Here is a 21255-nt window from a genome sequence, read left to right as displayed (position 1 = left end):
GGCTGCATTTCTACAATCACCACCGAGCCCACTCCGCCCTCGGAGGCCAACCACCCATCACCCGGCTGACCAACCTCCCCGGACATCACACCTAGTCCGGGTGGATGCGCCGGTGGAGCGACTCCATCCGGTCGTCCAGCTGCGCCGCGATCATCGCGGTCGACAACAGCTCGCCCACGAAGTCCGCGGGCGGGCTGTCGTCGTACTTGTAGAACAGCTTGTGCTCCAGCGTGGCCCAGAAGTCCATCGCGATGGTGCGCAGCTGCAGCTCGACCTTCACGTGCTCGACCCGGTCGGACAGGAACACCGGGATCCGGATGATCAGGTGCAGGCTGCGGTACCCGTTCGCCTTCGGCTGCGCGATGTAGTCCTTGGTGCGCAGGATCTCCACGTCGTGCTGGCGCGCCAGCATCGCGCTGACCCGGTACACGTCGGAGACGAACGGGCACACCACCCGCACGCCCGCGATGTCGTCGAGCCAGTCGCCGATGCCGTCGAGGTCGGGTGGGAAACCCTTGCGGCGCAGCTTCTCCAGGATGTTCTCGGGTTTTTTCACCCGATTGGTGATGTGCTCGATCGGGTCGTGGTGGTGGACCGCGTCGAACTCCTCGCTGAGGATGCGGAGCTTCGTCATGAGCTCCTCGATCGCGAACCTGTAGACGAGCAAACGTCTTTCCAGGTCGCGCAGCACGCTCAGGTCGTCGGCCAGATCGGTCACCACACCAGAGTACTGATCACGGCGGTCAGAACTGCGCGACGGCCTCGGGCGCGTAACCGTAGAAGCCGGGGAGACCACCTGTGTGGAGGAAGACGACGGGCACGTCGCTCGCCGGGGCGATCTCGCGGAACTTCACCGCCGCCTTGCCGGTGTAGACCGGGTCGAGGACCACGCCCTCGGTCTCGGCGAAGAGCTTCAGCACGCTCCACATCTCCGGCGTCGGCACGCCGTAGGCCTCTCCGATGGTGTCGTCGGTCACCGTGACGTGGCCGAGCTTCGGAGCCTCCTCACCGAGGAGGGTGGCGGCGGCCGCGGCGAGGGTCCGCAGTTCCGCCTCGGCGTCCGGCGCGGTGTGCGAGACGCTCGCGGCGTGGACGGTGCCGCCCCAGCCGAGCAGTTCGGTGCCGAGCGCGATGCCCGCGGCCGTGGCGCCGCTGCCGTCCGGGACGACGATGGTGGCGTCGTCGATGCCGCGCTCGTGGAGCTGGCCGACGAGCTCGACGGCCGCGGCGACGTAGCCGAGCGTGCCGAGGCCGTTCGAACCGCCGACGGGCAGGGTGACGGCCTTGTCGTGGTTGATCTTCTCGTACGTCCGGACGGTCTCGTCGGCGTCGGCGCAGACGTGCACGGTCGCCCCGAACATGTGGTCCAGCACGACGTTGCCGGACCGCTCGTACGCGTCGCCCTTCATCGGCACCTTGGCCGTCAGCACGAGCTCGCAGCGCAGGCCGAGCTTCGCGCACGCCGCCGCGGTCTGCCGGCCGTGGTTGGTCTGCAGGGCGCCGAACGTGATGATCGTGTCCGCGCCCTGCTCGATCGCCTGGCCCAGCAGGAACTCGAGTTTGCGCAGCTTGTTGCCGCCCGCGCCGAGGCCGTTGACGTCGTCGCGCTTGATCAGGACCGGCGGGGAGCCGAGCGCGGCCGCGAGCCTCGGGGCGGCCTCCAGCGGGGTCGGCCAGTTGCCCAGTGACACTCGGGGAAACGCGCTCAGATCCATGGGGCGAGCTTAATCGCCGTGTTTTGAACGAGTAACCAGCACAGGCAGGGAGTTGCCCGGAGGAGCTCCTTCGTCGCCCCAATCGACTCCGTGCAGGACGTGGGCGAGGATCTCGACGCCGCGCACGATGCGGGGTCCCGGCCGGTTGAAGTACGACGGCCCGTCCAGCACCCACGTCTCGGGGAGGTCCTGGTCCGGAAGCTCCCGCAACGTCCGCTCGGGCGGGAACCCGCACGGCATCAGCAGCACCACGTCCGGTTCGGCGTCGTGAACGGTCTGCCAGGTGATCGGCCTGGTGTGCTCGCCCTTCTCCGCGATCAGCGGGACGCCGCCGGCGAACGCGATCTGCTCGGGGACCCAGTGCCCGGCGGGCCACACCGGGTCGAGCCACTCGATCGCGGCGACCCTCGGGTGAGCGAGATCCCTCGTCCGCCGCTCCACCGCGTCGATGCGGCGCCTCAGGCCAGCGATCTTGTCCGTGCTGTCGACGCCGAGAACGTCGCCGACGGTCGCGAGGCAGCCGAGCACCTCGTCCACAGTGGAAGGTTCGAGGCTGAGGACCTTCGGGCCGACGTCCATCAGCCGGACCGCGTCGGTGACCTTGCGGTAGGAGATCGCGCAGACGTCGCACAGGTCCTGGGTGAGGACCACGTCCGGCTTCAGGTCGTTCAGCAGGTCCGCGTCGAGCCCGTAGAGCGACGAGCCGTGGTGGACGGTCGAGTTGATCTCCCTGCTGCTCAGCGCGTCCTGGTCGATCCCGGTGCTCGTGACCACCGGGACGTCCGCGACCTCGGCCGGCCAGTCGCACTCGTGGGTGCGTCCCACAAGGTTTCCGGCCAGGCCCAGCTCGGTGACGATGTCGGTGGCGGCGGGCAACAGCGAGACGATCCGCATCAGATCTCCCTGCCGAACTCCGCGTACCGCGTGGAACCGCTCTCAAGGGCGCTGAGAGCGAGCGTGAGGCGTCGGTGGAGCGAGGGGTAGATGCGCGGCCTCGCGTCGTCCAGCGTGAGGTACAGGACGCCTTCCAGTTCCGGGTCGCGCGCCACGGCACCGTCCACGACGCCACCGTCGAACACGAACTGGTGGCAGTCGCGCCAGACCCCGTTGCGCGGCGTCCAGTCGACCACGAGCAGCCGTCCCAGCGGCACGGTGAGGCCCAGCTCCTCGCGGATCTCCCGCAGCGTCGCGGCCTTCGGGGACTCGTCGTCCTCGGTCATGCCACCCGGGATGTCCAGCACCGCCTTGTAGGTCGGCACGACGAACAGCACGCGTCCCGTCGAGTCGCGGATCAGCGCGCCACCCGCGGACGTCTTGGTGGGCCTGCTGGACGCCACTCCGGGTACGAACTCGAGTTCGGCCGGACCCTCGTCGAGAACATCGGCGGCGAATGATGCGGGGTCCCCCGCGTGCAGTGCGGACACAAGCCGATGATCACACCACCGAGTGAAATGCGCACCCGTTGTGCACGGGTTTCGCGCTGGTGGGCGGTCGTCCCGAAGATGACGGTCTGCAACCAAACGATCGGGGAGTACGCTGAGCGCTGTAACTCCGTGCGATCAATCGCCGATGTCCACGGCAGCATCGGTGGAGGTGACGCCAATGGGGGCAAGTGGTGCCGCCCAGCGCAGACGTGACGGTGGTTCGGCCCCGTGGTCGGTGGTCGGACTGACTGTCGTGTTCGTGGTGGTGGCCCAGGTCCAGTTCGCCATCGCGATCGCGGAGAGGGTCCTGTGGCCCGCCGTGGTCGGGGTGCTCCTGCTGGTGGCGGCGGTCGCGTTCGTGAAGACGGCGCGCAAGCTGCGTCTGGACGACAGCGACTCGTACGAGGCACCGCCCGAGGTGGCCAAGCCGCTTCCGGTCGAGCACTACGAGAGCCACGTCGACGCCGACGGAAGCCTGGCGCGCGCGGTCGGCGAAGTCGTCCACGCGTCACGGCGCTGGCGGGCCTGACGGCCTCATCACGCGGAGACCGGGCCACGGGTGGCCCGGTCATTTCGCCCTGTCACCGGGAATGAGACCCATGCCGACGCCTGCCGAGTGGCTCGAAGTACGCGCCGAGCTGCTGGAACACCGCCACGCGCTGGCCTCGAAGGCGGTGTCGGAGTACCCGGACCTGCCCAGGGTCGCCGGCACGCCACTGCTCACCTCGCCGGACTGGATGCCCGCCGGGCCGGTTCCGCTCGCGGAGCTGACGCTGGAGCTGCGGGACTCCCCGGCGTTGCCCGCGCTGCCGGGGTCCGCGGTGCCCGCCGGCTTCGGCAGCTACTCGGAGGCGATGGCCGCGCTCGCCGCGCCCACCGTGTTCCAGAACCGCGAGACCTACCGGTTGCTCGGCTTCCGCGGGCGGCACCTGACGTTCGGGCTCGGCAGCTACTTCGACGGCATCGACGTCGGTGAGGCATGTGCGCACGAGTACGCGGCACAGGTGGGCGGGCTGCCGTTGCGCGCGGCGGTCGGCGATCCGTGCGATCCCTCCCGCCGTCCGGTCAACGTCGCCATCAGCACGCTGACCCTGCGCCACGACGAGGCCTCCGGCGAGGCGACGTTCTTCCTGCACTGGCGCGACCCGAAGCGCGTCGGGCACGCGGGTGGGATGTTCCAGGTGCTGCCGGTCGGGGTGTTCCAGGGCTCGTCCGAGGCCGACTTCTCGTTGTGGCACTGCATGATCCGCGAGTTCGCCGAGGAAATGCTCGGGGCGCAGGAGATCCACGACGCCGACTACGAGGCCTGGCCGTTCGCCTCCAGGCTCACGGACGCCGCCCGCGTGTACTACCTCGGCATGGGCGTGGACCCGCTGACGTTCGCCACGGACATGCTGACCGTGGCGGTGATCGAGGCCTCGCGGTTCGACGAGTTGTTCGGCGATCTGGTGTCGCACAACGAAGAGGGCCAGGTGCTGCGCGGGCTTCCGTTCACCGCGTCGAACGTCGAGCGGTTCGTCCACCACGAACCGACGCAGGCCGCCGGTGCCGCGCTGCTGGCGCTGGCGTGGCAGCACCGGGCGGAGCTGCTCAGGCCCTGAACGGGTTCGGCAGGTAAGCCCACCGGGTGGTCTTCGGGTCGAGCCGCATCAGCGTGAGTGGCTTGGCGGGCAACGGGTCGTGCAGCAACGCGTGCCGGTCCGGCGTGTCCGGGACCGTGTCGGCCACCGCGGCCCACAGCTCGGCGTCCGGGGCGTCGAGCCGGTCGATCAGGCCCGTCAGCGCGGTCGAGAAGAACGTCGCGAACATCTTGGCGCGCAACGCTTCTGGGCTCGCGTGCAGGCGGGCAGGCAGTCCGGCGCGCGGGCTGACGCGGATGTCGGCGAGGTCGCGGTAGATCAGCCGGCTCGGCCTGCCGTTCACCAGACCCACCACCAGGTTCTGCTCGTGCGCCTCCAACGCCACCCCGCGGGCGAGCAGCGTCATCAACGGCGGCACGGTCAGTTCGGCGAACTCCGCGAGCCACCGGACCGGGTCGGGCACGTGGTTCAACGCCGCCAGGGGAAGCAGGGTCTCGCCCTCGCGCGGCACGGGCTTGTCGCGCAGGATCACGCCGAGCCCGCGGTCCGGCTCGCCGTTCGTCAGCACGGCCGCCGATGCCCTGTTGTGCTGCAGTTCGATGCCTTCCACCGCAGAGGTGAGGAAGTCCGAGACCGTCGTCGCGGTCGCGATCGACTCGGCGGAGATGTCCCGCACGGCCGAGGTGATCTGGGCGCTCAGCGTCGTCTTGACGTGCCAGGGGCCGGCCGAGAGCGTGCGCAGCGCCATCAGCGGGTGCGCGTCCAGGGTGCCGGTGGTGGGCACGTTCAGCCTGTCGGCCTGCCACGGGTGCACCGGGAGCAGGATCCTTCCGCCGTCGCGGAGCTCGTCGGGCCAGTCGCCGAACACCACGTGGTCCGCGGCCGGGTGCAGCCGCAACGTGACGACCGGGCGGTGCTCCGGGCCGTACGCGAGGTGGTCGGCGGCGGTGAACCCGGTGCGGTTGCGGCAGCACGGGTGCAGCGGGTGGCCGTCGACGACGCTCTGCTCGTGCTGCTCCAGCGTCCTGTCCGCGAAGGGGGTCGTGAGCGGGCTCGTGGTGCGCGACAGGGCCAGTCCGGCGACGCTGTGGGCGACCTCCGTGACGAGGCTCTCAGAACCGGGCCAGCGCAGCGCGGTGAGGAGGTCGACCGGGTGGGAGTACTCGGCTGGATCGGCGTTGACCTGCGGCAACGGCTCGATCGCGAACGCACGGAGCAGGCGCGCGAGGATCGCCGCACGGGCTCCCGGCAACGCCGCGGCGAACCTTTCGGCGCGTCTTTCGTCCAGGGCGGTGAGGAAGGCCGTCTCGACCGGTGTTTGCGTCAGAATGATCTGATCCTGACACATCGCCACAGGGAAGCGGACACCGGTGGAAGCGATCACTGATCCCGACGGCGTCACCTCGACGGCGCTGCTGAACTGCCTGCGCCGCGAGGTGGGGGAGTGGGCGGACGGCACGATCCGGCTGCCGCGCACCGGCACGTTGCTGCGCGTGCGCGAGGGCCGCTGGCTGTCGGATCCCGAGGTGTTCGCCGGGTCGTGGCAGCCGTTGTCGTGGCACGAGCTCGCGGTGCTGATCACCAAGGAGCTCGGCGACCCGCCGGTCGGGTTCCTGGACGAGATCGCGGGGTCGCGCTCGGCCATCGCCGCCGTGCTCGACGCTCGCGGTGCCGCACCGGCCGACCTCTACCGGCGTTCGGAGCAGGCGTTGGTCGCCGGTCACCGCTACCACCCGGCGCCGAAGGGCCGCGGAGGCCTGCCCGCGTCGGAGTGGCTCCCGTACTCGCCGGAGGTGCACGCCCAGTTCTGCTTGGCGCACCTGGAAGGCACGTTCGTCGACGACGGCGAGGTGCCGCTGCCTCCCGGTGTGCTGCCCGCGCACCCGTGGCAGCTTTCGCTGCTGGGACTGGAAGGTGAGGTCTCCGGGCACGAGGTGTGGCCGACGTCGTCGGTGCGCACGGTCTACGACCCGGCGGCCGACCTGTTCTACAAGTTCAGCCTCGACGTGCAGATCACCAACGACGTGCGGCGGTTGTGGGCGCACGACCTGCGGTGGATCCCGCCGCTCGCGCGCCTGCTGAGACCGGTGTTCGCCGACATCGCCTCGGTCTTCCCCGGCGCCGCCTTCCTGATCGACCGCGGGTACCGGACCTCGCCGGAGTCGTTCGAGGGCCTGGCCGTCGTCGTGCGCGACGGCGTCCGGCAGCACGTGCTGCCCGGCGTGACCCCGTTGCTGGCGGCGGGGATCAGCGAGGGCTTCGACGGGAACCCGTTGGACGGCTTGAGTTCCGGCGACGCGTTGCGGTGGTTCCGGCAGTACGTGTCGGTCGTCGTTCCGCCCGTGCTGCACGCGTTCTTCGCGCACGGGGTCGTCATGGAGTGCCACCTGCAGAACGTTCTCGTGGGCGTGGACGCCTCGGGCACGCCGGTCCAGGCGATCTTCCGCGACCCCGAGGGCATGCGTCTGCTGCCCCGCCACGCGGACCTGCTGTCCTCGACGGACGGAGTGGACGGGTCGCGCGGGGTCTCCGAGGCGAAGGGCTGGGAACGGCTGCAGTACTGCCTGGTCGTCAACCACCTGATGGAGATCGCGGGCGCGGTGCTGGAGCGGCATCCCGGTCTCGACGTGTGGGAGGAGGCGCGGTCTGTTCTGGTCGCCTATGCGCGTGATCACGGACGTGAACAGGTCATGTCGTTGCTGGAGAACCGGTTCGTGCCGGCGAAGGCGAACCTGCTGCTGCGCTGGACGCGCGCGGAGGGTGCCGCGAGCCGGTACGTCGACTGCCCGAACCCGTTGTACCGGAACTAGTTCCTGTCGTTGACACCCGCGTCGTCGAACACCAGCGGGCGCCAGCTGCCGGCACCCGTGCGGCCGTGGCCCGGGTCGACACCGATGAACGCGCGCCCGCCGACCCGTACCCGCACGTGCCGCGCCTGCCAGTCGGCGGTGGCGCGCTGCCGGACCCGCCCGTCGCACGTCCACCTCTGCTCGCCGAAGCGCACGATCGTGGAGTGGCCGTGGATCTGGCCGAACGGCACGATGCCGCCGTACCGCATCCACGGCTCGTGCAACGCGGCTCCGGACTCCGCCCACAACGGCCCTGCCTCCGGGTCACGGCCGTGTGCGCCCATCCGCCAGATCAGGCCGGGCCGTTCGTTGAGCAGGTCCGCCGCTGCCGTCGCGGTCGGCGGCTCGCCCAGCTCCTGCCACGCCGCGAGCGTCAGCCCCGCGTGGGTGAGCAGGAACTCGCCCTCGCCCGTCGTGATGGCCGTGGCGACCTGCATCCGCCCGTCCGCCCACCACGCGCGCAGCGTCTCGACGCCCTGCGGCGGTAGGGGATCGGGCCAGAAGACCTCCGCGCCGGGCAGGTACTGGGCCTCGTGGTTGCCTGCCAGCTGCACCCAGTTCCGGCCCAGGAGAGGGGCGACCTCGGCGAGCACGCCGAGACTGTCCGGGCCCCGGTCCACCAGGTCGCCGACCTGGATCACGACCAGGTCGGCTCGCTGCCCGTGCTCCAGGGCCCGCAGGGCCTGCCGCAGCTCGTCCGCGTGCCCACCGACATCGCCGATCACGGCAATCCTGGCCATGCTCACCCCCGTTGCACGGAATCCACGCTACCTGCGCCGGTCGCCTGCGACGTCGTGTGGACGTGCTCGTGGGCGGGTGGGAACACCTGCGTGCGTGCCGGCGCTGGTGTGGGCGGGCGCGGCCACCCACACCGAACGGCGTCGCGTCACAGGAGGCGCTTGATCTCGCCCCTCGCGCGGTAGAAGCCGCCGCTCGCCGAGGTGTGCATCTCCGTGACCAGGTAGCGGGCGCCGGGGACTCGGATGTCCTTCGGGAACTGCACGGCGCGCGTGCGGTCGTAACCCTCGGAGATCACGTGCACGCGCAGGCGCCCGCTCTCCTGCACGCACTCGACGATGACGCCGCCGGCCGGGACCGCGCTGGCCACCACGGTCTCGACCTCGGTCGTCGCCTCGACGCGCTGCCAGTGGTCGGCCTTGATGTCGCTGCGCTGCGGCAGATCGCCCTGCTCGGCGGCGTGGATGGCCGCGGGGCTCGCGTCGATGCACGCCAGCGAGCCGTCCGTCGTGACGATGTAGAGGCGCTCGTCGCGGTACTGCATGGAGAACGCGGAACCGCAGCCCGTGCCGAGCTTCCACAACCGCGTGCCGTCGGCGGCGAAGCAGTAGACCGACGAGTGGTTGTCGCCCGCGAACACGTAGTCGCCGCCCGGCGAGGTGGCGCAGGAGAACACCGCCGCGTCGCACCGGTAGCGGGCGGTCTCGGCACCCGTGGCACGTGCTAGCCGGTGGACCCAGCCGCGGCTGGTGCCCGCGAACACCTCCGTCGGCTCCTGCCAGCCGAAGAGGACCGCGCCCGTCGTCTCGGCGTGCCACACCGGATCGCCGGTGCGGGCCGCGTAGTGCGTGACACCGCGGGAATGCCCGTGGAACGCGCCCTCCGGTGCGTTGCGCACCATCCACGCGCTGTCGCCCGCGCTGCGGCGCGACCACTGGAACTCGTCCTCGTGGTCGACGATCGTGATGCCGCCCTGGCGGTCGGACACGCCGAGCACGCCGTCGTCGATGTCGAGCCAGTAGATGTCGACGTCGGTCGCGATCTCGTACGCGACGCGCGGAACCTTGCCGCCCAGGTCGTACACGCGGCCGTCGTCACAGCCCGCGTAGATCCAGAAGTCGTCGGCGACGATGCACTTCACGCCGTCCGGAAGGCCGTACCGGCCGGTGACCTGGCCGTCGTGCGAGAGCGTGAAGACGTCGCCGCGCTCATTGCCGACCCAGGCCTCGTCCTCGCCGATGAAGATGCCGAACGCGGGGGCGCCGGAGTGGAACCGCCACAGCACCGGGGCCTGCCGCGCGCTCGACTGCACGCTGGTGATCTCGCGGCGGGTGATCGCGCGCCGCTGCCGCTGACCCCTGACCGCGGGGGCGTACCCCTTGCGGACCTTCTCGCCGATCTTCTTCTCGGCGGCCGTCACCGCCTTGGCCGTGTCCGCGAACGTGGACTCGCGCGTGGAACCCTTCTCACCGATGCGGCCGAACGTGATCGTCACCTTCGTGCCGTCGACGACCACCTCGTAGAACTTGTGCGCGCTTCCACTGGACTCGGACAGCTCCAGGTACGTGGTGGCAACGGCCACGGTCTTCCCCCTCGCGTTGATCAGCTGAAACAGACCGTAGCAAGGGGGTCTGACAATTGTGGGCGGTCTGCGGGAACGGGCCGTTCCCGCAGACCGTCGCTCACTCGGCGAGCGAGGTGCGCATGGTCCACCGGAAGACCGAGGGCTCCTCTTCGGACACCCGCTCGAAGTGCTCGTGGCCGCCGCGGCACGGCAGCTTGATCTTCCCGCGGTCGACGGTGACCTGTTCCGGGATGGTGATGTGCGCCGGTCCGCCCTCCAGCACGACGTGGATGCGATGACCCCGGTCGAGCGCCTGGATCTGGTTGTTCACTGGGACCCCCTGGTTTCTCATAGGTCGACGGTCAGCTTCCGGAGAAGGTCTTTCGCCGCGTCCGCGATGACGGTGCCGGGTGGGAAGATCGCCGCCGCTCCGGCCGCGTAGAGCTCGTCGAAGTCCTGTGGTGGGATGACGCCGCCGACGACGATCATGATGTCCTCGCGGCCGAGTTTGGTGAGTTCTTCCTTGAGCGCTGGGACGAGGGTGAGGTGGCCTGCGGCGAGTGAGGAGACGCCGACGATGTGCACGTCGGCTTCGACTGCTTGGCGGGCGACTTCGTCGGGTGTCTGGAAGAGCGGGCCGACGTCGACGTCGAAGCCGAGGTCGGCGAACGCGGTGGCGATGACCTTCTGGCCGCGGTCGTGGCCGTCCTGGCCCATCTTCGCGACGAGGATGCGGGGGCGGCGGCCTTCTTCTTCGGCGAAGGCTTCGACGACCTCGCGGCAGGCGTCCACGTTGGACACTGAGCCGACCTCCTGCCGGTAGACGCCGGAGATGGTGCGGATCTGGGCGCTGTGGCGGCCCCAGATCTTGCCGAGCGACTCGGAGATCTCACCGACGGTGGCCTTGGCACGCGCGGCGTTGATCGCCAGCTCCAGCAGGTTCCCGTGGCCCTGCGCGGCGTGGGTGAGGGCGTCGAGCGCCGCGTCGACAGCGGACTGGTCGCGTTCCTGCCGCAGCTTCCAAAGTTTCTCGAGTTGCTGGCCGCGGACGCCGGCGTTGTCGACCTTGAGCACTTCGATCTGCTCGTCGTTGGCGACGAGGTATTTGTTGACGCCGATGACGGGTTGGCGTCCGGAGTCGATGCGCGCCTGGGTGCGGGCTGCGGCTTCTTCGATGCGGAGTTTCGGGATGCCCTCGTCGATGGCGCGGGCCATGCCACCGGCCTTCTCGACCTCGGTGATGTGTTCCCATGCCTTGGCAGCGAGTTCGGCGGTGAGGCGTTCGACGTAGGCGCTGCCGCCCCACGGGTCGATCACACGCGTCGTGCCGGACTCCTGCTGCAGCAGCAGCTGTGTGTTGCGGGCGATGCGCGCGGAGAAGTCCGTCGGGAGCGCGAGCGCTTCGTCGAGTGCGTTGGTGTGCAACGACTGCGTGTGTCCCTGCGTTGCCGCCATGGCCTCGACGCACGTGCGCGCGACGTTGTTGTAGACGTCCTGGGCGGTGAGAGACCAGCCGCTGGTCTGGCAGTGGGTGCGGAGGCTCAGGGACTTCGGCGACTTCGGGTCGAAGCCCTTCACCAGCTTGGCCCAGAGCAGGCGGGCCGCTCGCAGCTTGGCGATCTCCATGAAGTAGTTCATGCCGATGGCCCAGAAGAAGCTCAGCCGTGGTGCGAAGGCGTCCACGTCGAGGCCTGCTTCTATGCCGGCGCGGATGTATTCGACGCCGTCGGCGAGGGTGTAGGCGAGTTCGAGGTCGGCGGTCGCTCCGGCTTCCTGCATGTGGTAGCCGGAGATGGAGATGGAGTTGTACTTCGGCATGTGCGTGCTGGTGTAGGAGAAGATGTCGGAGATGATCCGCATCGACTGCTTGGGCGGGTAGATGTAGGTGTTGCGGACCATGAACTCCTTGAGGATGTCGTTCTGGATGGTCCCCATGAGCTGTTCCGGCTTCACCCCCTGCTCCTCCGCCGCGACCACGAACAAGGCCAGGATCGGCAGCACCGCGCCGTTCATCGTCATCGACACGGACATCTTGTCCAGCGGGATGCCGTCGAACAGGGTGCGCATGTCGTAGATCGAGTCGATCGCCACCCCGGCCATGCCGACGTCCCCCGCGACGCGCGGGTGGTCGGAGTCGTAGCCGCGGTGGGTGGCGAGGTCGAACGCCACGCTCAGGCCCTTCTGCCCGGCCGCGAGATTGCGGCGGTAGAAGGCGTTGGACTCCTCGGCGGTGGAGAAGCCCGCGTACTGACGGACGGTCCACGGCTGGTTGACGTACATCGTCGGGTACGGGCCACGCAGGAACGGCGCCACACCGGGATAGGTCCGCAGGAAGTCGAGACCGTCCACATCGGACGGACCGTAGACCGGCTTGACCGCGATGCCCTCCGGCGTCTCCCACGGAGGCAGGTCGGTCTTGACCTCCCGCGGCGCGAGCGTGCCCAGGTCGACACCGGTGAAGTCGGGGATCATCGGGTCACCTCCAGGAGGGCGAAGGTGTCGTTGAGGACGTCGAGCGCGGGGCAGCCCATGAACACGAATCCGTCCACTTCCGCTTCTGTTCTCCTGCCGGCCAGCAGGATTCGTTCCGCACCCGCTGCACGGAGCGCCTCGGCCGCCGGGACGGCGAGCTCGGCGTAGCTCTGCTCGCTGCCGCACAGGACGGCCACCTTCGCGCCGGACTCCGTGAACTTCTGGGCCACCTCGTCGGCGGACCTGGTCGGGCCTGCGTTGGGGGTGGCGAAGCCGCCGGCGTTGAAGAGGTTGGCGGCGAAGGTGGCGCGCGCGGTGTGGGCGGCGACCGGACCGAGGGTGGCCAGGAAGACCCGCGGGCGTTCGGGCTGAGCGTCGGCGAGGTCGCGCAGCTCCTCGAAAGCCTGTGCATAACGCACCCGCGGCAGCCCGAAACTGTCAGACCCGCCTGAGAAACTTGGGATGGGGGGTGGATCCCCCCAGGGGGCCTGCGAATCGGAATCGATTCCGCGCTCGCGGACCACCGGCTTCTCGCCGAGGTCCGGGAACTCGCTCACCCCCGTGATCGGGTCACTGCGATCCGCCAGCCGAGCCGACCGCGCAGCCCAGGTGGCGGCGATCCGCGACGCCACCAGCGAATGAGCCCGAGCGCTTCCGCCAGCGCGCTCGATCTCCTGGAACCACGCCCACGCCGACACCGCCAGCGACTCGGTCAACTGCTCCACGTACCAGGACCCGGCGGCCGGATCGATCACCTCACCGAGGTGCGACTCCTCCAGCAGCACGTTCTGGGTGTTGCGCGCGATCCGCCGGGCGAACTCGTCCGGCAACCCCAACGCGGCGTCGAAAGGCTGCACCGTCACGGAGTCCGCGCCACCCAGCCCGGCGCCGACGGCGGCCACAGTGGTGCGCAACATGTTCACCCACGGGTCACGGCGGGTCATCATCGCCGACGACGTCACCGCGTGCTGCACCTGCACCGCGTCGACACCGGACACCTCCGCCACCCGCGCCCACAACCGGCGAGCGGCCCGCAGCTTCGCGATGGTGAGGAACTGGTCGGCCGTCGCGGCGTAGCGGAACTCCAGCTGCGCGAAGGCCGACGCGATCGGCATGCCGGCGTCCGTCAACGTCCGCAGGTACGACACCGCCAGGGCGAGAGAAGCGCCCAGCTCCTCGGAGTCGGAGCCGCCGGCGTCGTGGAACGGCAACGCGTCCACCACCACGGTCCGCAGGCCGGGGAACATCCAGCGGGCCTGCGTGATCACGTCGAGGGTGTCGTCGGCCGGGGTGAGCCCGAGGTTGCCGTGCACGGACTCCGGAGCGATCCGGTCCCACAGGCGCAGCATCGCGACGGCCGCGTCCAGTGAGCCGTCCAGCACGATCGGCGCCAGGTCCAGGTGGACGTCGGCGAGCACGGACTCGAGCGAGTCCGCGGGCACGGACAGCCACAACGACGTGACGCCGCCTTCGAGGTCGTTCAGCACGGCCACCGGGTCCGGCACGGTGTGCCGCTGGCGGACGTCCCAGCCCTGGGTCGCAGGCGCCAGGCCGGGAAAGCTCGACGGTGCCTCGGTGTAGAGGGGCTGCAGGTCGATGCCGTCGGGTGTCCGGGTGATCAGGGAGTCGAAGTCCGCGCCCGACTTGCGGAGCACGGTGTCGACCAGGTCGCGCCACTGGCTGTACGACGCGGCTGGGAACTCGGCTGCCAGCTCCATCATGTGTCGCAGTCTTTCCACGACGACGGGCTACGACAACCCCTACATGACAGCGCTTTCCCGCTAGGGGTGCGCCGCACCGTCCTTTGCGGACGACGCGTCGAACGCGCGGCGGCTCGCCCTCATGCGGGACTGGTTGGCCATCGCCCAGCGGCCCAGCTCCAGCACCGGTTCGAGGAAGGTGCTGCCCAGATCGGTCAGCGTGTAGTCGACGCGGGGCGGCACGGTGGCGTGCACGGTGCGGGAGACGAGGCCGTCGCGTTCCAGCTGGCGCAGCGTCAACGTCAGCATGCGGTGGGAGATGCCGGCCAGCGCGCGCTGGATCTCGGTGAAGCGCATGGTGCTGCGCTGCAACGTGCCGAGCACCCGGAGACTCCACTTGTCGCCGACGATGGACAGGAAGGCGTGGACCTCGCCGCACTCCTCGATCGCGTTCACCGGTTACCCCCATGTTCGTGACGTACAACGATGTGCCGTCTTGTGGTGCCCAGAGTACTGATCGACCATGAGGCCTCTTGTGTTCGTGGCGAAAGGAAAAGGTTGTGGCCAAGACCCTTGCGGTGGTCGGTGCGGGGCCCGGTGTCGGACTCGGCGTGGCCAGGAGGTTCGGCGCGGAGGGGTTCCGGGTCGGCCTGATCGCGCGCACGGCGGACCGGCTCGACGCGCTGGTGGCGGAGCTGAAGGCCGAAGGCGTCGAGGCGTCCGCACATCCCGCGGACATCACCGATCGGGACGCGCTGGCGCAGGCGTTGACGGACATCAAGAACACCCACGGCTCGATCGACGTCCTCGAGTACGGGCCCGCGCCCCAGGGCGCGCCGATCGCCGGAGCGCTCGCCACCACGGTCGAGAACACGGCCGCACAGCTCGACCTGCACGTGCTCGGTGCGATCGCGGCCGTGCGGCACGTGCTGCCCGACATGCTGGAACGTGGCGACGGAGCCATCCTGCTCACTACCGGTGCCTCGTCGGCGCTGCCCATCCCGATGCTCGCGAACGTCGGCCTCGCGATGGCCGGACTGCGCAACTGGGCGTACACGCTGCACTCCGAGCTCGCCGGTCGCGGGGTCTTCGTCGGCACGGTCACGATCGGCGTAGCGGTCGGCGAGGGCGAGGGCGACCCGGTGAGGATCGGCGAGCGCTACTACGACCTGTACCTGAAGCGGGACCGGGTCGAGGAGACCATCGGTGACCTGGACCAGCTGCAGGCACTCGTCGACGAGAAGATCAAGGAGCTCAGCGCCGCCGGGCGGTGACGAAGAGGAACGTGCCGGCGCCGGAGGAGTCCAGCACGGCCATGCCCGCGTCGGTCAGCCAGTCGCGCACCTCGGCCGGGTCGAACAGCACGACTCCTCGCGCGCCCTGCTGGTAGCGGCGGTACTCCGGGTCCTGCGAAGGCCGGAACGTCATCATCGTGAACGTGCCGCCGGTGCGCAGGACCCGGGACGCCTCGGCGATCATCTTGGCCGGGTCGGGCACCGCCTGCAGGGTGTTCCAGCAGTTCACCGCCCCCACGGAGTCGTCGGCGAACGGCAGGGACATCGCGTTCGCGCGGATGGAGGCGATCGACGGCGCGAGCGCGCGCATGCGCGTCAGCATCGGCACCGACAGGTCGACCCCGATCACCTCGCCAGCACCGACCGACCCGGCGATCACCGCGGACCAGCGGCCGGTCCCCGCTCCGAGGTCGAGCACCGGGCCGTCCACCGGGTGCACGTGGGCGCGCAGGTAATCGTCCTCATCGGACAGTGTGACCTCGTTGCCCCAGTTGGTTCCCATGAGGCGGAGGAATGCAGGACGCAACCCCTCGTCGTAGCGGAGCGCGACGTTGCGCACGACGTCCGCGTTGCGGTCACCGGCTCCCTCCGACAGGTCCAGCGAACCGCCCGCCAGGCCGAACGTCCGTTCGCAGCCCACACAACGCGCACTTGCGGTCAGCCTGCTGCGACAGGTCGGGCAGCGGAACAACGCGCCGTGGCCGCCGAAGAGGTCGACCGGCGGCGGTCCGGCGATCGCCACGTCGGGCACCTCCGCCGGACGGGGAGACCAGCCGTTCTCGGCCGCCCACCAGGCTTTCGCGCCCGAGTAGGCCAGCAGCGACAGGGTGTCGGCCGCCCACATCTCGGCCACCCGCCCGGCGGGCAGCGCGTCCATCCACCGCCGGTCGTGCGCCTGGGCCTCGACGTCGAGGTCCCACGCGGCGGGGGACGGCCACACCCGGCCGAGCGCAGGGTCGGACGGGTCGAACGCGGCGAGCGAGCGGTCCAGCCGGGTCAGGTCGTCGGGGTCGAGGTCGAGCCCGGACGCGACCTCGAGAACGGCGTCGCGTTCCGACGGGAAGTGGGCCAGCAGGTGCAGCAGGGCGAACAGGTGCGGCTGGTCGTCGGCATTCGCGAGCAGCCCGAGGTAGAGGCCGAGATCGGCGCGGACCGACGCCGCCGTGGAATCGTCCTGCTCGACCTGCCTCGCGAGCCGCACGATCTGTTGTGCCGAATTGGTCATGACCGCACGCTAGCAATGGTGAAATGAAAGGCAGGCCGCTATTCCTCCCGCTGCCACCCCTAATCGTGAATAGGGGTCACGCGCGCAGTCCGTCGAGCACGACGGCGAGCTGGCGCCGCCACGTTCCCGGCGCGGTCTCCTCGGTGAGCTGGATGATCCGGCCGAGGCCCATCAGCAGCAACGAGACGTCGTCCACACCGATGTCAGCCCGCGCAACACCGGCCTCCTTGGCCCGTTCGACGATCCGGGTCATCACCGGGCCGACGGCCTCGCGGCACTCGACGAGGCCGGGCGTGCTGATCAACGGGTTGCTGAGCCCGTCGAGCAGCGCGCGGTGCTTGGCCAGCAGCGCCAGCGAGTCCTCCATGTACTGGCACAGGCCCTGCCACGGGTCGGGCGACGTCGCGGCGTTCTCGACCGCCGCCGACCAGGCCGTGAAGTCGTTCTCCAGCACCGCGTCGAGCAGGCTGTCCTTGGTCGGGAAGTGCCGGTACAGCGTGCCCATGCCGACGCCGGCGCGCCGCGCGATCTCCCGCACGTCCACGGACAGCCCGCGTTCGGCGAACACGGCCGCGGAGGTCTCGAGAATCTGCCTGCGGTTGCTCGCCGCGTCGCGCCGCTGACGCCGGGGCGGCTCCGGATGGGTGGTCACGGACCCAGCATAGGCGTTGCGGAGCGAATGCTCCGCTTCTGCTACCCTCGGCCAGGTAGCGGAGCAAGTGCTCCGGTTAGCGTGGAGGGGAAGCATGAGGAACATCGTCATCTCGGGCGGCACGGACGGGATCGGGCGTGCGCTCGCGCTGCACCACCTGCGGGCGGGCGACCGGGTCGTCGTCATCGGCCGCAGCGCGGAGAAGGGCGCGCGGCTGGGACGCGAGGCGGGCGCGGGGGACCGGTTCCACTTCGTCCAGGCCGACCTCTCGCTCGTCGCCGAGAACCGCAGGGTGGTCGCCGAGGTCGCCGAACGGCTCGGCCACGTCGACGCCCTGGTGCTGTGCGCCGCGTACCTCAAGATGAAGCGGCTCGTGACCAGCGAGGGCTTCGAGTTCTCGTTCGCGCTCGCGTACCTGAGCCGGTTCCTGCTCAGCACGGGGATCGCACCGCTGATGGCGGACGCCAAGGCGCCGGTGATCGTCAACCTCGCCGTCGTCGGCGCGGGCGCCAAGGCCATGAACTGGGACGACATGCAGTTCACCGTGAAGCACGCGGGCTCGAAGGTGTGGGCGCAGACGCGCAGGGCCAACGAGCTGCTCGCCGTCGGGTTCGCGCGCGAGCACGGGCTCGGCAAGATCAAGTACGTGATGTTCAACCCGGTCTACGTGAAGTCGAGCTTCGCGGGCGAGTTCGCCAAGCCGGTGCGGGTCGTCATCAGCACGCTGGGCAAGCTCTTCGCGAAGCCGGCCGAGAAGGCCATCGAGCCGATCGTCGGGCTGATCGAACAGCCGCCCGCGCAGGAGCTGTCGTTCTACAAGGCGGCCAAGAAGCAGGAACACACGCCCACCGCCGTGGACGTGGAGGACTCCGAACGCCTTTATCGCGAGACGAAGCGCATCCTGAACGACTGAAAGAACGGGTCGATAGGGGTTTTGCGGGCCAACGGAAAAGCCATAACGTTCGATTCGTGGCGATTTCCGTTGGTTCGCGTGGCGATACCCCGGCGACGTTGACGAGGTATCCGCGACTCGGTCAGGCCGGTTCCGCCGCCACCGGCTGCAGTTCGGACGGCAGGTCCTCGCGCCGGTTGACCCTCAGCTTGCGGTACGCCCGCGTCAGGTGCTGTTCGACCGTGCTCACCGTGATGTACAGGTTGCGCGCGATCTCGCGGTTGGTGAGTCCCCGCGCCGCGAGCGCGGCCACGCGGAGCTCGGCGTCGCTCAGCGCGCCCGCCGCCTCGGACTGGTGCGTGTCGCCCAGGTCCGCCTCTCCCATGAGCCTGCGGGGCGACTGCGCCTTGAGCCGCCGGCTCGCACCGCACCGCTTGGCCGACTGCCAGGCGCGGCGTTCCGTCGTGCGCGCCCGTTCGAGCTCACCGCGTTCCTGGTGCGCGCGACCGAGATCCATGAGCGTGTACGCCAGTTCCAGCTCGGCGCCGCACGACTCCAGCACCTCCGCCGACTCCTTGAGCAACGCGAGCCTCGGCTGGGCCGGGCCCGTCGCCGCGAGCAGCCGCAGCGCCACGCCCCTGGCGCGGGTGCGGCCCGGCGGCAGCCTGGCGAGCTGGTCCTCGACGAGCTCCCGCGCCCGTTCCCGCCGGCCGTGCTGCAGGTGCAGCATCGCGAGGTCGTTGCGCCACGCCACGAGGCCGGGCAGGTCGGTGCCCCACCTCGTCATCAGCTCGCCGCACGCCTCGAAGTCGCGTTCCGCCGCCTGCGGCCTGCCGGTCGCGAGGTAGTGGTGGCCGCGGGCCTGCCAGTAGTAGAGACCGAACCCGGTCTGGAACATCTCCGCGGGCACCGGCAGCTCCAGCAACGCCTCCGCGGCGCGGTGGTGCCCCATTCCGGTGTGCGCCAGCACGAGGCTCGCGAGCGGTGCTCCGAGCCGCGTGCCCCACAGGCTCGGTTCCACGTGCGTCAGAGCGGCTTTGGCGTGCTCCTCGGCGGTGACCAGGTCGCCCGCGCGAACCGCGACGACCGAGCGCAGCGAGGCGAGCTCCGCGAGCCAGCTGGCCGCGTTCTGCTGCGAAGCCTGTTCCAGCAACCCGTCCGTGCGACTGGCGGCGAGGGCGAGCCGGTCGGAGTAGATGAGCGACGCGATGGCCGTCATCAGCGGTTCGAGTGTGGAATCGCTGAGCTGGCAGGTTTTCAGGATGTGTTCCGCGCCGGCGACGATGTCGTCGTAGGTGCCCGACTGCAGCACGGTGTTGAGCAACGTGGCGGCCTGCAGCTGAGGCGCGGCCGCGATGGTCGCCGGCGACGCTTCGGTGTTCAGCGTGTGGTTCGCGGCGGGAACGCGTTCCAGCAGGGTCGGGTAGGAGTAGGTGAGCCACAGGCGGAAGAGGTTGAGCTCGGCGGCACTGTGCGTGTCCTGCTCCGTCACGGACGACACCAGCTGGGTGAGCGCGTCCTCCGCGTCGTCCAGTCGTCCGTGCCACAAGAGATATCTGATCATCGTTGTCGCGTCCGTGTGCGCGAGTGTGCCCGCGCGCAACGCGGCGATCATCTTCGGCAGGTGGCGGGTCGCCGTGGCCGGGCTGATCCGCCATTCCACGGTCGCGAGCTTCGTCGTGATCGCCGCGCGCTCGGTCTGGTCCGCGCACAGCTGACGGGCGACCTCCAGGTACTTCACCGCGATCTCGGGCCGCCGGTCTTCGAGCGCGAGGTCGGCCGCCTCCCTGAGCGCGGCCACACCCCACGCGTCCACCGGGCCCCCGGACGCGACCAGGTGTTCCGCGATAGTCGCGGAGGTCGCGCCCGTGTCGTGCAGGCTCTCGGCCGCACAACGGTGGATCCGCGCCCGTTCGGACGGGGAGAGGTGCTCCAGCACCGCGACGGCGATCGCCGAGTGCCGGAACCCGTGCTCGTCGAGCAAACCGCTCTCCCGCAACGACTCCAGCGCACGGTTGACGTGTTCGGCACCCAGTTCGGACACGGCCGCGATGAGCGCGGACGAGCTCGCGTCCCCGCCGAGGACCGCCATGGTCCTGGCGACGAGCGTCATGTCGTCGCAACATCGGCGCAGGCACGTGCGAACGGCCTGCTCGAACGTCGGGCCGGCCACGGGCTCGCCGAGCCCGGCCGCCGTCGCCGAGTCCTCGACCGCCGCGTTGAGCAGCATCAGGTTCCCGCCGGTGACCGCGTGGTACGCGGGTGCGAGCTCTGCTGCCCTCGGCTCGGTCGTGTGGCCGCGCAAGATCTGCTCGACCCCGACGACGTCCTGCGCGGCGAGGCGCAGCCGTGCGAAGTGCGGCAGCCTGCCGACCTCCGACTCGAACCGCGCGAAGTCCGGTGCCGCCGATCCGTTGGTGGCGAGCACCAGGTGCAGCCGGTCGCGGTGCGAGCGGCGTGCGGCGAAAGCGAGGCACTGCAACGACAACGAGTCGCAGTTCTCGGCGTCGTCGACGAGCACCAGCACGGGTGACCGTTCGGCGAGCCGGATCAGGACCCAGCCCAGCTCCCGCACGGCCGTCGAGTCGCGGCGTGCCTGGGCCGACCACCGCGCGACGCCGGCCGAGTCCTCCGCGCAGGGCTCCGCGAGCAACGTGGTCACGCTCTCACGGGCCTGGTCGGAGAGCGGGGCGCGGTGCAGCAGCTGGCTCATGACGCTCAGACGTTGTTCCCGCTCCTCAGGTGACGTGGTGGCGGTGAGGACCAGCCCGCCGGTGTCCCGGCATTCCTCCTCGAGGTTGAAGAGGAAACTTGTTTTACCAGTGGCCATGGGGCCCTGGAGCAAAGTTACCGAGCCTCGCGGACTTGCACCCCTGAAAGTCCCGTAAAGCGCCTGTAACTTTTCGAGTCTGGCGGAAAAGCGCATCTCTGTCCCCCCAGTGGCGACGTTTGAGGCAATCATCGTGATCTGTCTGTGCCCAACGCTCGTCCTGGATGCTTTTTCACTCGAATGGAGCAATACGTAACTGAAGGCATGTGTCATGGGTCACAAATGGCACTGTCGCACCAGGTGGGGATACCGCTTGTGTCTGAATGCGACCCTTCACGTCACTCTCCGTGGCTACTGGTGAGTCGGTTCAGTACTGGAC

19 protein-coding genes are annotated in these 21255 nt (G+C 69.8%); 5 read left to right on the top strand and 14 right to left on the bottom strand.

The annotated features are described in order from the left end of the window. Positions 1–91: 91 nt before the first annotated feature. From ACWF7A_RS19575 to ACWF7A_RS19560, 4 genes are read right to left on the bottom strand one after another with little or no spacing between them, the layout of a single operon-like run. Complete coding sequence (locus tag ACWF7A_RS19575; RefSeq protein ID WP_452251861.1) at positions 92–721, bottom strand: GTP pyrophosphokinase; 630 nt, start codon at positions 719–721, stop codon at positions 92–94. 22 nt (positions 722–743) lie between these two features. Next, positions 744–1715: a D-cysteine desulfhydrase family protein gene (locus tag ACWF7A_RS19570; RefSeq protein ID WP_452251860.1), complete on the bottom strand. Its 972-nt coding sequence runs from the start codon at positions 1713–1715 to the stop codon at positions 744–746. A 9-nt stretch (positions 1716–1724) separates the two neighbouring features. Then, entirely contained in the window at positions 1725–2609 is an 885-nt protein-coding gene (locus ACWF7A_RS19565; protein ID WP_452251859.1) for a cobalamin-binding protein, read from the bottom strand. Further along, positions 2609–3139: an NUDIX domain-containing protein gene (locus tag ACWF7A_RS19560; RefSeq protein ID WP_452251858.1), complete on the bottom strand. Its 531-nt coding sequence runs from the start codon at positions 3137–3139 to the stop codon at positions 2609–2611. Before ACWF7A_RS19560 ends, ACWF7A_RS19565 begins: the two co-directional genes overlap by 1 nt. A gap of 178 nt (positions 3140–3317) precedes the next feature. Between ACWF7A_RS19560 and ACWF7A_RS19555 the strand changes: the two genes are divergently transcribed. Further along, on the top strand, positions 3318–3668 hold the full coding sequence (locus ACWF7A_RS19555) for a hypothetical protein (RefSeq protein ID WP_452251857.1): 351 nt from the start codon (positions 3318–3320) through the stop codon (positions 3666–3668). Between the two features lie 70 nt (positions 3669–3738). Continuing rightward, positions 3739–4740 (top strand): hypothetical protein, encoded by a 1002-nt coding sequence (locus tag ACWF7A_RS19550; protein ID WP_452251856.1) that lies wholly within the window; start codon positions 3739–3741, stop codon positions 4738–4740. On the opposite strand, the gene ACWF7A_RS19545 is transcribed toward ACWF7A_RS19550, so the two are convergent. Beyond that, positions 4730–6067: an IucA/IucC family protein gene (locus ACWF7A_RS19545; protein ID WP_452251855.1), complete on the bottom strand. Its 1338-nt coding sequence runs from the start codon at positions 6065–6067 to the stop codon at positions 4730–4732. The genes ACWF7A_RS19550 and ACWF7A_RS19545 overlap by 11 nt on opposite strands. 22 nt (positions 6068–6089) lie before the next feature. Here ACWF7A_RS19545 and ACWF7A_RS19540 point away from each other — a divergent pair, with 22 nt between their 5' ends. After that, entirely contained in the window at positions 6090–7529 is a 1440-nt protein-coding gene (locus ACWF7A_RS19540; protein WP_452251854.1) for an IucA/IucC family protein, read from the top strand. On the opposite strand, the gene ACWF7A_RS19535 is transcribed toward ACWF7A_RS19540, so the two are convergent. The 6 genes from ACWF7A_RS19535 to ACWF7A_RS19510 all read right to left on the bottom strand — a co-directional run bounded on the left by ACWF7A_RS19535 (position 7526) and on the right by ACWF7A_RS19510 (position 14498). Beyond that, complete coding sequence (locus tag ACWF7A_RS19535; RefSeq protein ID WP_452251853.1) at positions 7526–8308, bottom strand: metallophosphoesterase family protein; 783 nt, start codon at positions 8306–8308, stop codon at positions 7526–7528. The genes ACWF7A_RS19540 and ACWF7A_RS19535 overlap by 4 nt on opposite strands. Before the next feature lie 146 nt (positions 8309–8454). Beyond that, on the bottom strand, positions 8455–9888 hold the full coding sequence (locus ACWF7A_RS19530; RefSeq protein WP_452251852.1) for a WGR domain-containing protein: 1434 nt from the start codon (positions 9886–9888) through the stop codon (positions 8455–8457). A gap of 100 nt (positions 9889–9988) precedes the next feature. Further along, positions 9989–10201, bottom strand: a complete 213-nt coding sequence (locus ACWF7A_RS19525) for a DUF5988 family protein (protein ID WP_452251851.1) — start codon at positions 10199–10201, stop codon at positions 9989–9991. A gap of 17 nt (positions 10202–10218) precedes the next feature. After that, the gene (scpA, locus tag ACWF7A_RS19520) at positions 10219–12342 is read right to left on the bottom strand and encodes a methylmalonyl-CoA mutase (protein ID WP_452251850.1); all 2124 of its coding nucleotides are present in this window, start codon (positions 12340–12342) and stop codon (positions 10219–10221) included. Next, a complete protein-coding gene (locus ACWF7A_RS19515) occupies positions 12339–14063 on the bottom strand; it encodes a methylmalonyl-CoA mutase family protein (protein WP_452251849.1) in 1725 nt (574 codons plus the stop codon). The genes scpA and ACWF7A_RS19515 overlap by 4 nt, the downstream gene beginning before the upstream one ends. Before the next feature lie 60 nt (positions 14064–14123). After that, positions 14124–14498, bottom strand: coding sequence for a winged helix-turn-helix transcriptional regulator (locus ACWF7A_RS19510; protein WP_452251848.1), 375 nt, complete (start codon positions 14496–14498; stop codon positions 14124–14126). A gap of 104 nt (positions 14499–14602) precedes the next feature. Here ACWF7A_RS19510 and ACWF7A_RS19505 point away from each other — a divergent pair, with 104 nt between their 5' ends. Then, a complete protein-coding gene (locus ACWF7A_RS19505) occupies positions 14603–15316 on the top strand; it encodes an SDR family NAD(P)-dependent oxidoreductase (RefSeq protein WP_452251847.1) in 714 nt (237 codons plus the stop codon). On the opposite strand, the gene ACWF7A_RS19500 is transcribed toward ACWF7A_RS19505, so the two are convergent. After that, on the bottom strand, positions 15297–16562 hold the full coding sequence (locus ACWF7A_RS19500) for a class I SAM-dependent methyltransferase (RefSeq protein ID WP_452251846.1): 1266 nt from the start codon (positions 16560–16562) through the stop codon (positions 15297–15299). The two genes, ACWF7A_RS19505 and ACWF7A_RS19500, sit on opposite strands and share 20 nt — an antisense overlap. Before the next feature lie 76 nt (positions 16563–16638). Then, on the bottom strand, positions 16639–17214 hold the full coding sequence (locus ACWF7A_RS19495) for a TetR/AcrR family transcriptional regulator (RefSeq protein WP_452251845.1): 576 nt from the start codon (positions 17212–17214) through the stop codon (positions 16639–16641). 94 nt (positions 17215–17308) lie between these two features. Here ACWF7A_RS19495 and ACWF7A_RS19490 point away from each other — a divergent pair, with 94 nt between their 5' ends. Further along, positions 17309–18127: an SDR family NAD(P)-dependent oxidoreductase gene (locus ACWF7A_RS19490; RefSeq protein WP_452251844.1), complete on the top strand. Its 819-nt coding sequence runs from the start codon at positions 17309–17311 to the stop codon at positions 18125–18127. Positions 18128–18248: 121 nt separating this feature from the next. Here the strand turns inward: ACWF7A_RS19490 and ACWF7A_RS19485 are convergent, their stop codons facing one another. After that, on the bottom strand, positions 18249–21032 hold the full coding sequence (locus ACWF7A_RS19485) for a LuxR C-terminal-related transcriptional regulator (RefSeq protein ID WP_452251843.1): 2784 nt from the start codon (positions 21030–21032) through the stop codon (positions 18249–18251). Positions 21033–21255: the final 223 nt, after the last annotated feature.

This window comes from Lentzea sp. NPDC055074, assembly GCF_053608005.1.
The sequence above is the reverse complement of the archived record's forward strand: the minus strand, read 5'-3'. Positions and strand labels throughout refer to the sequence as shown.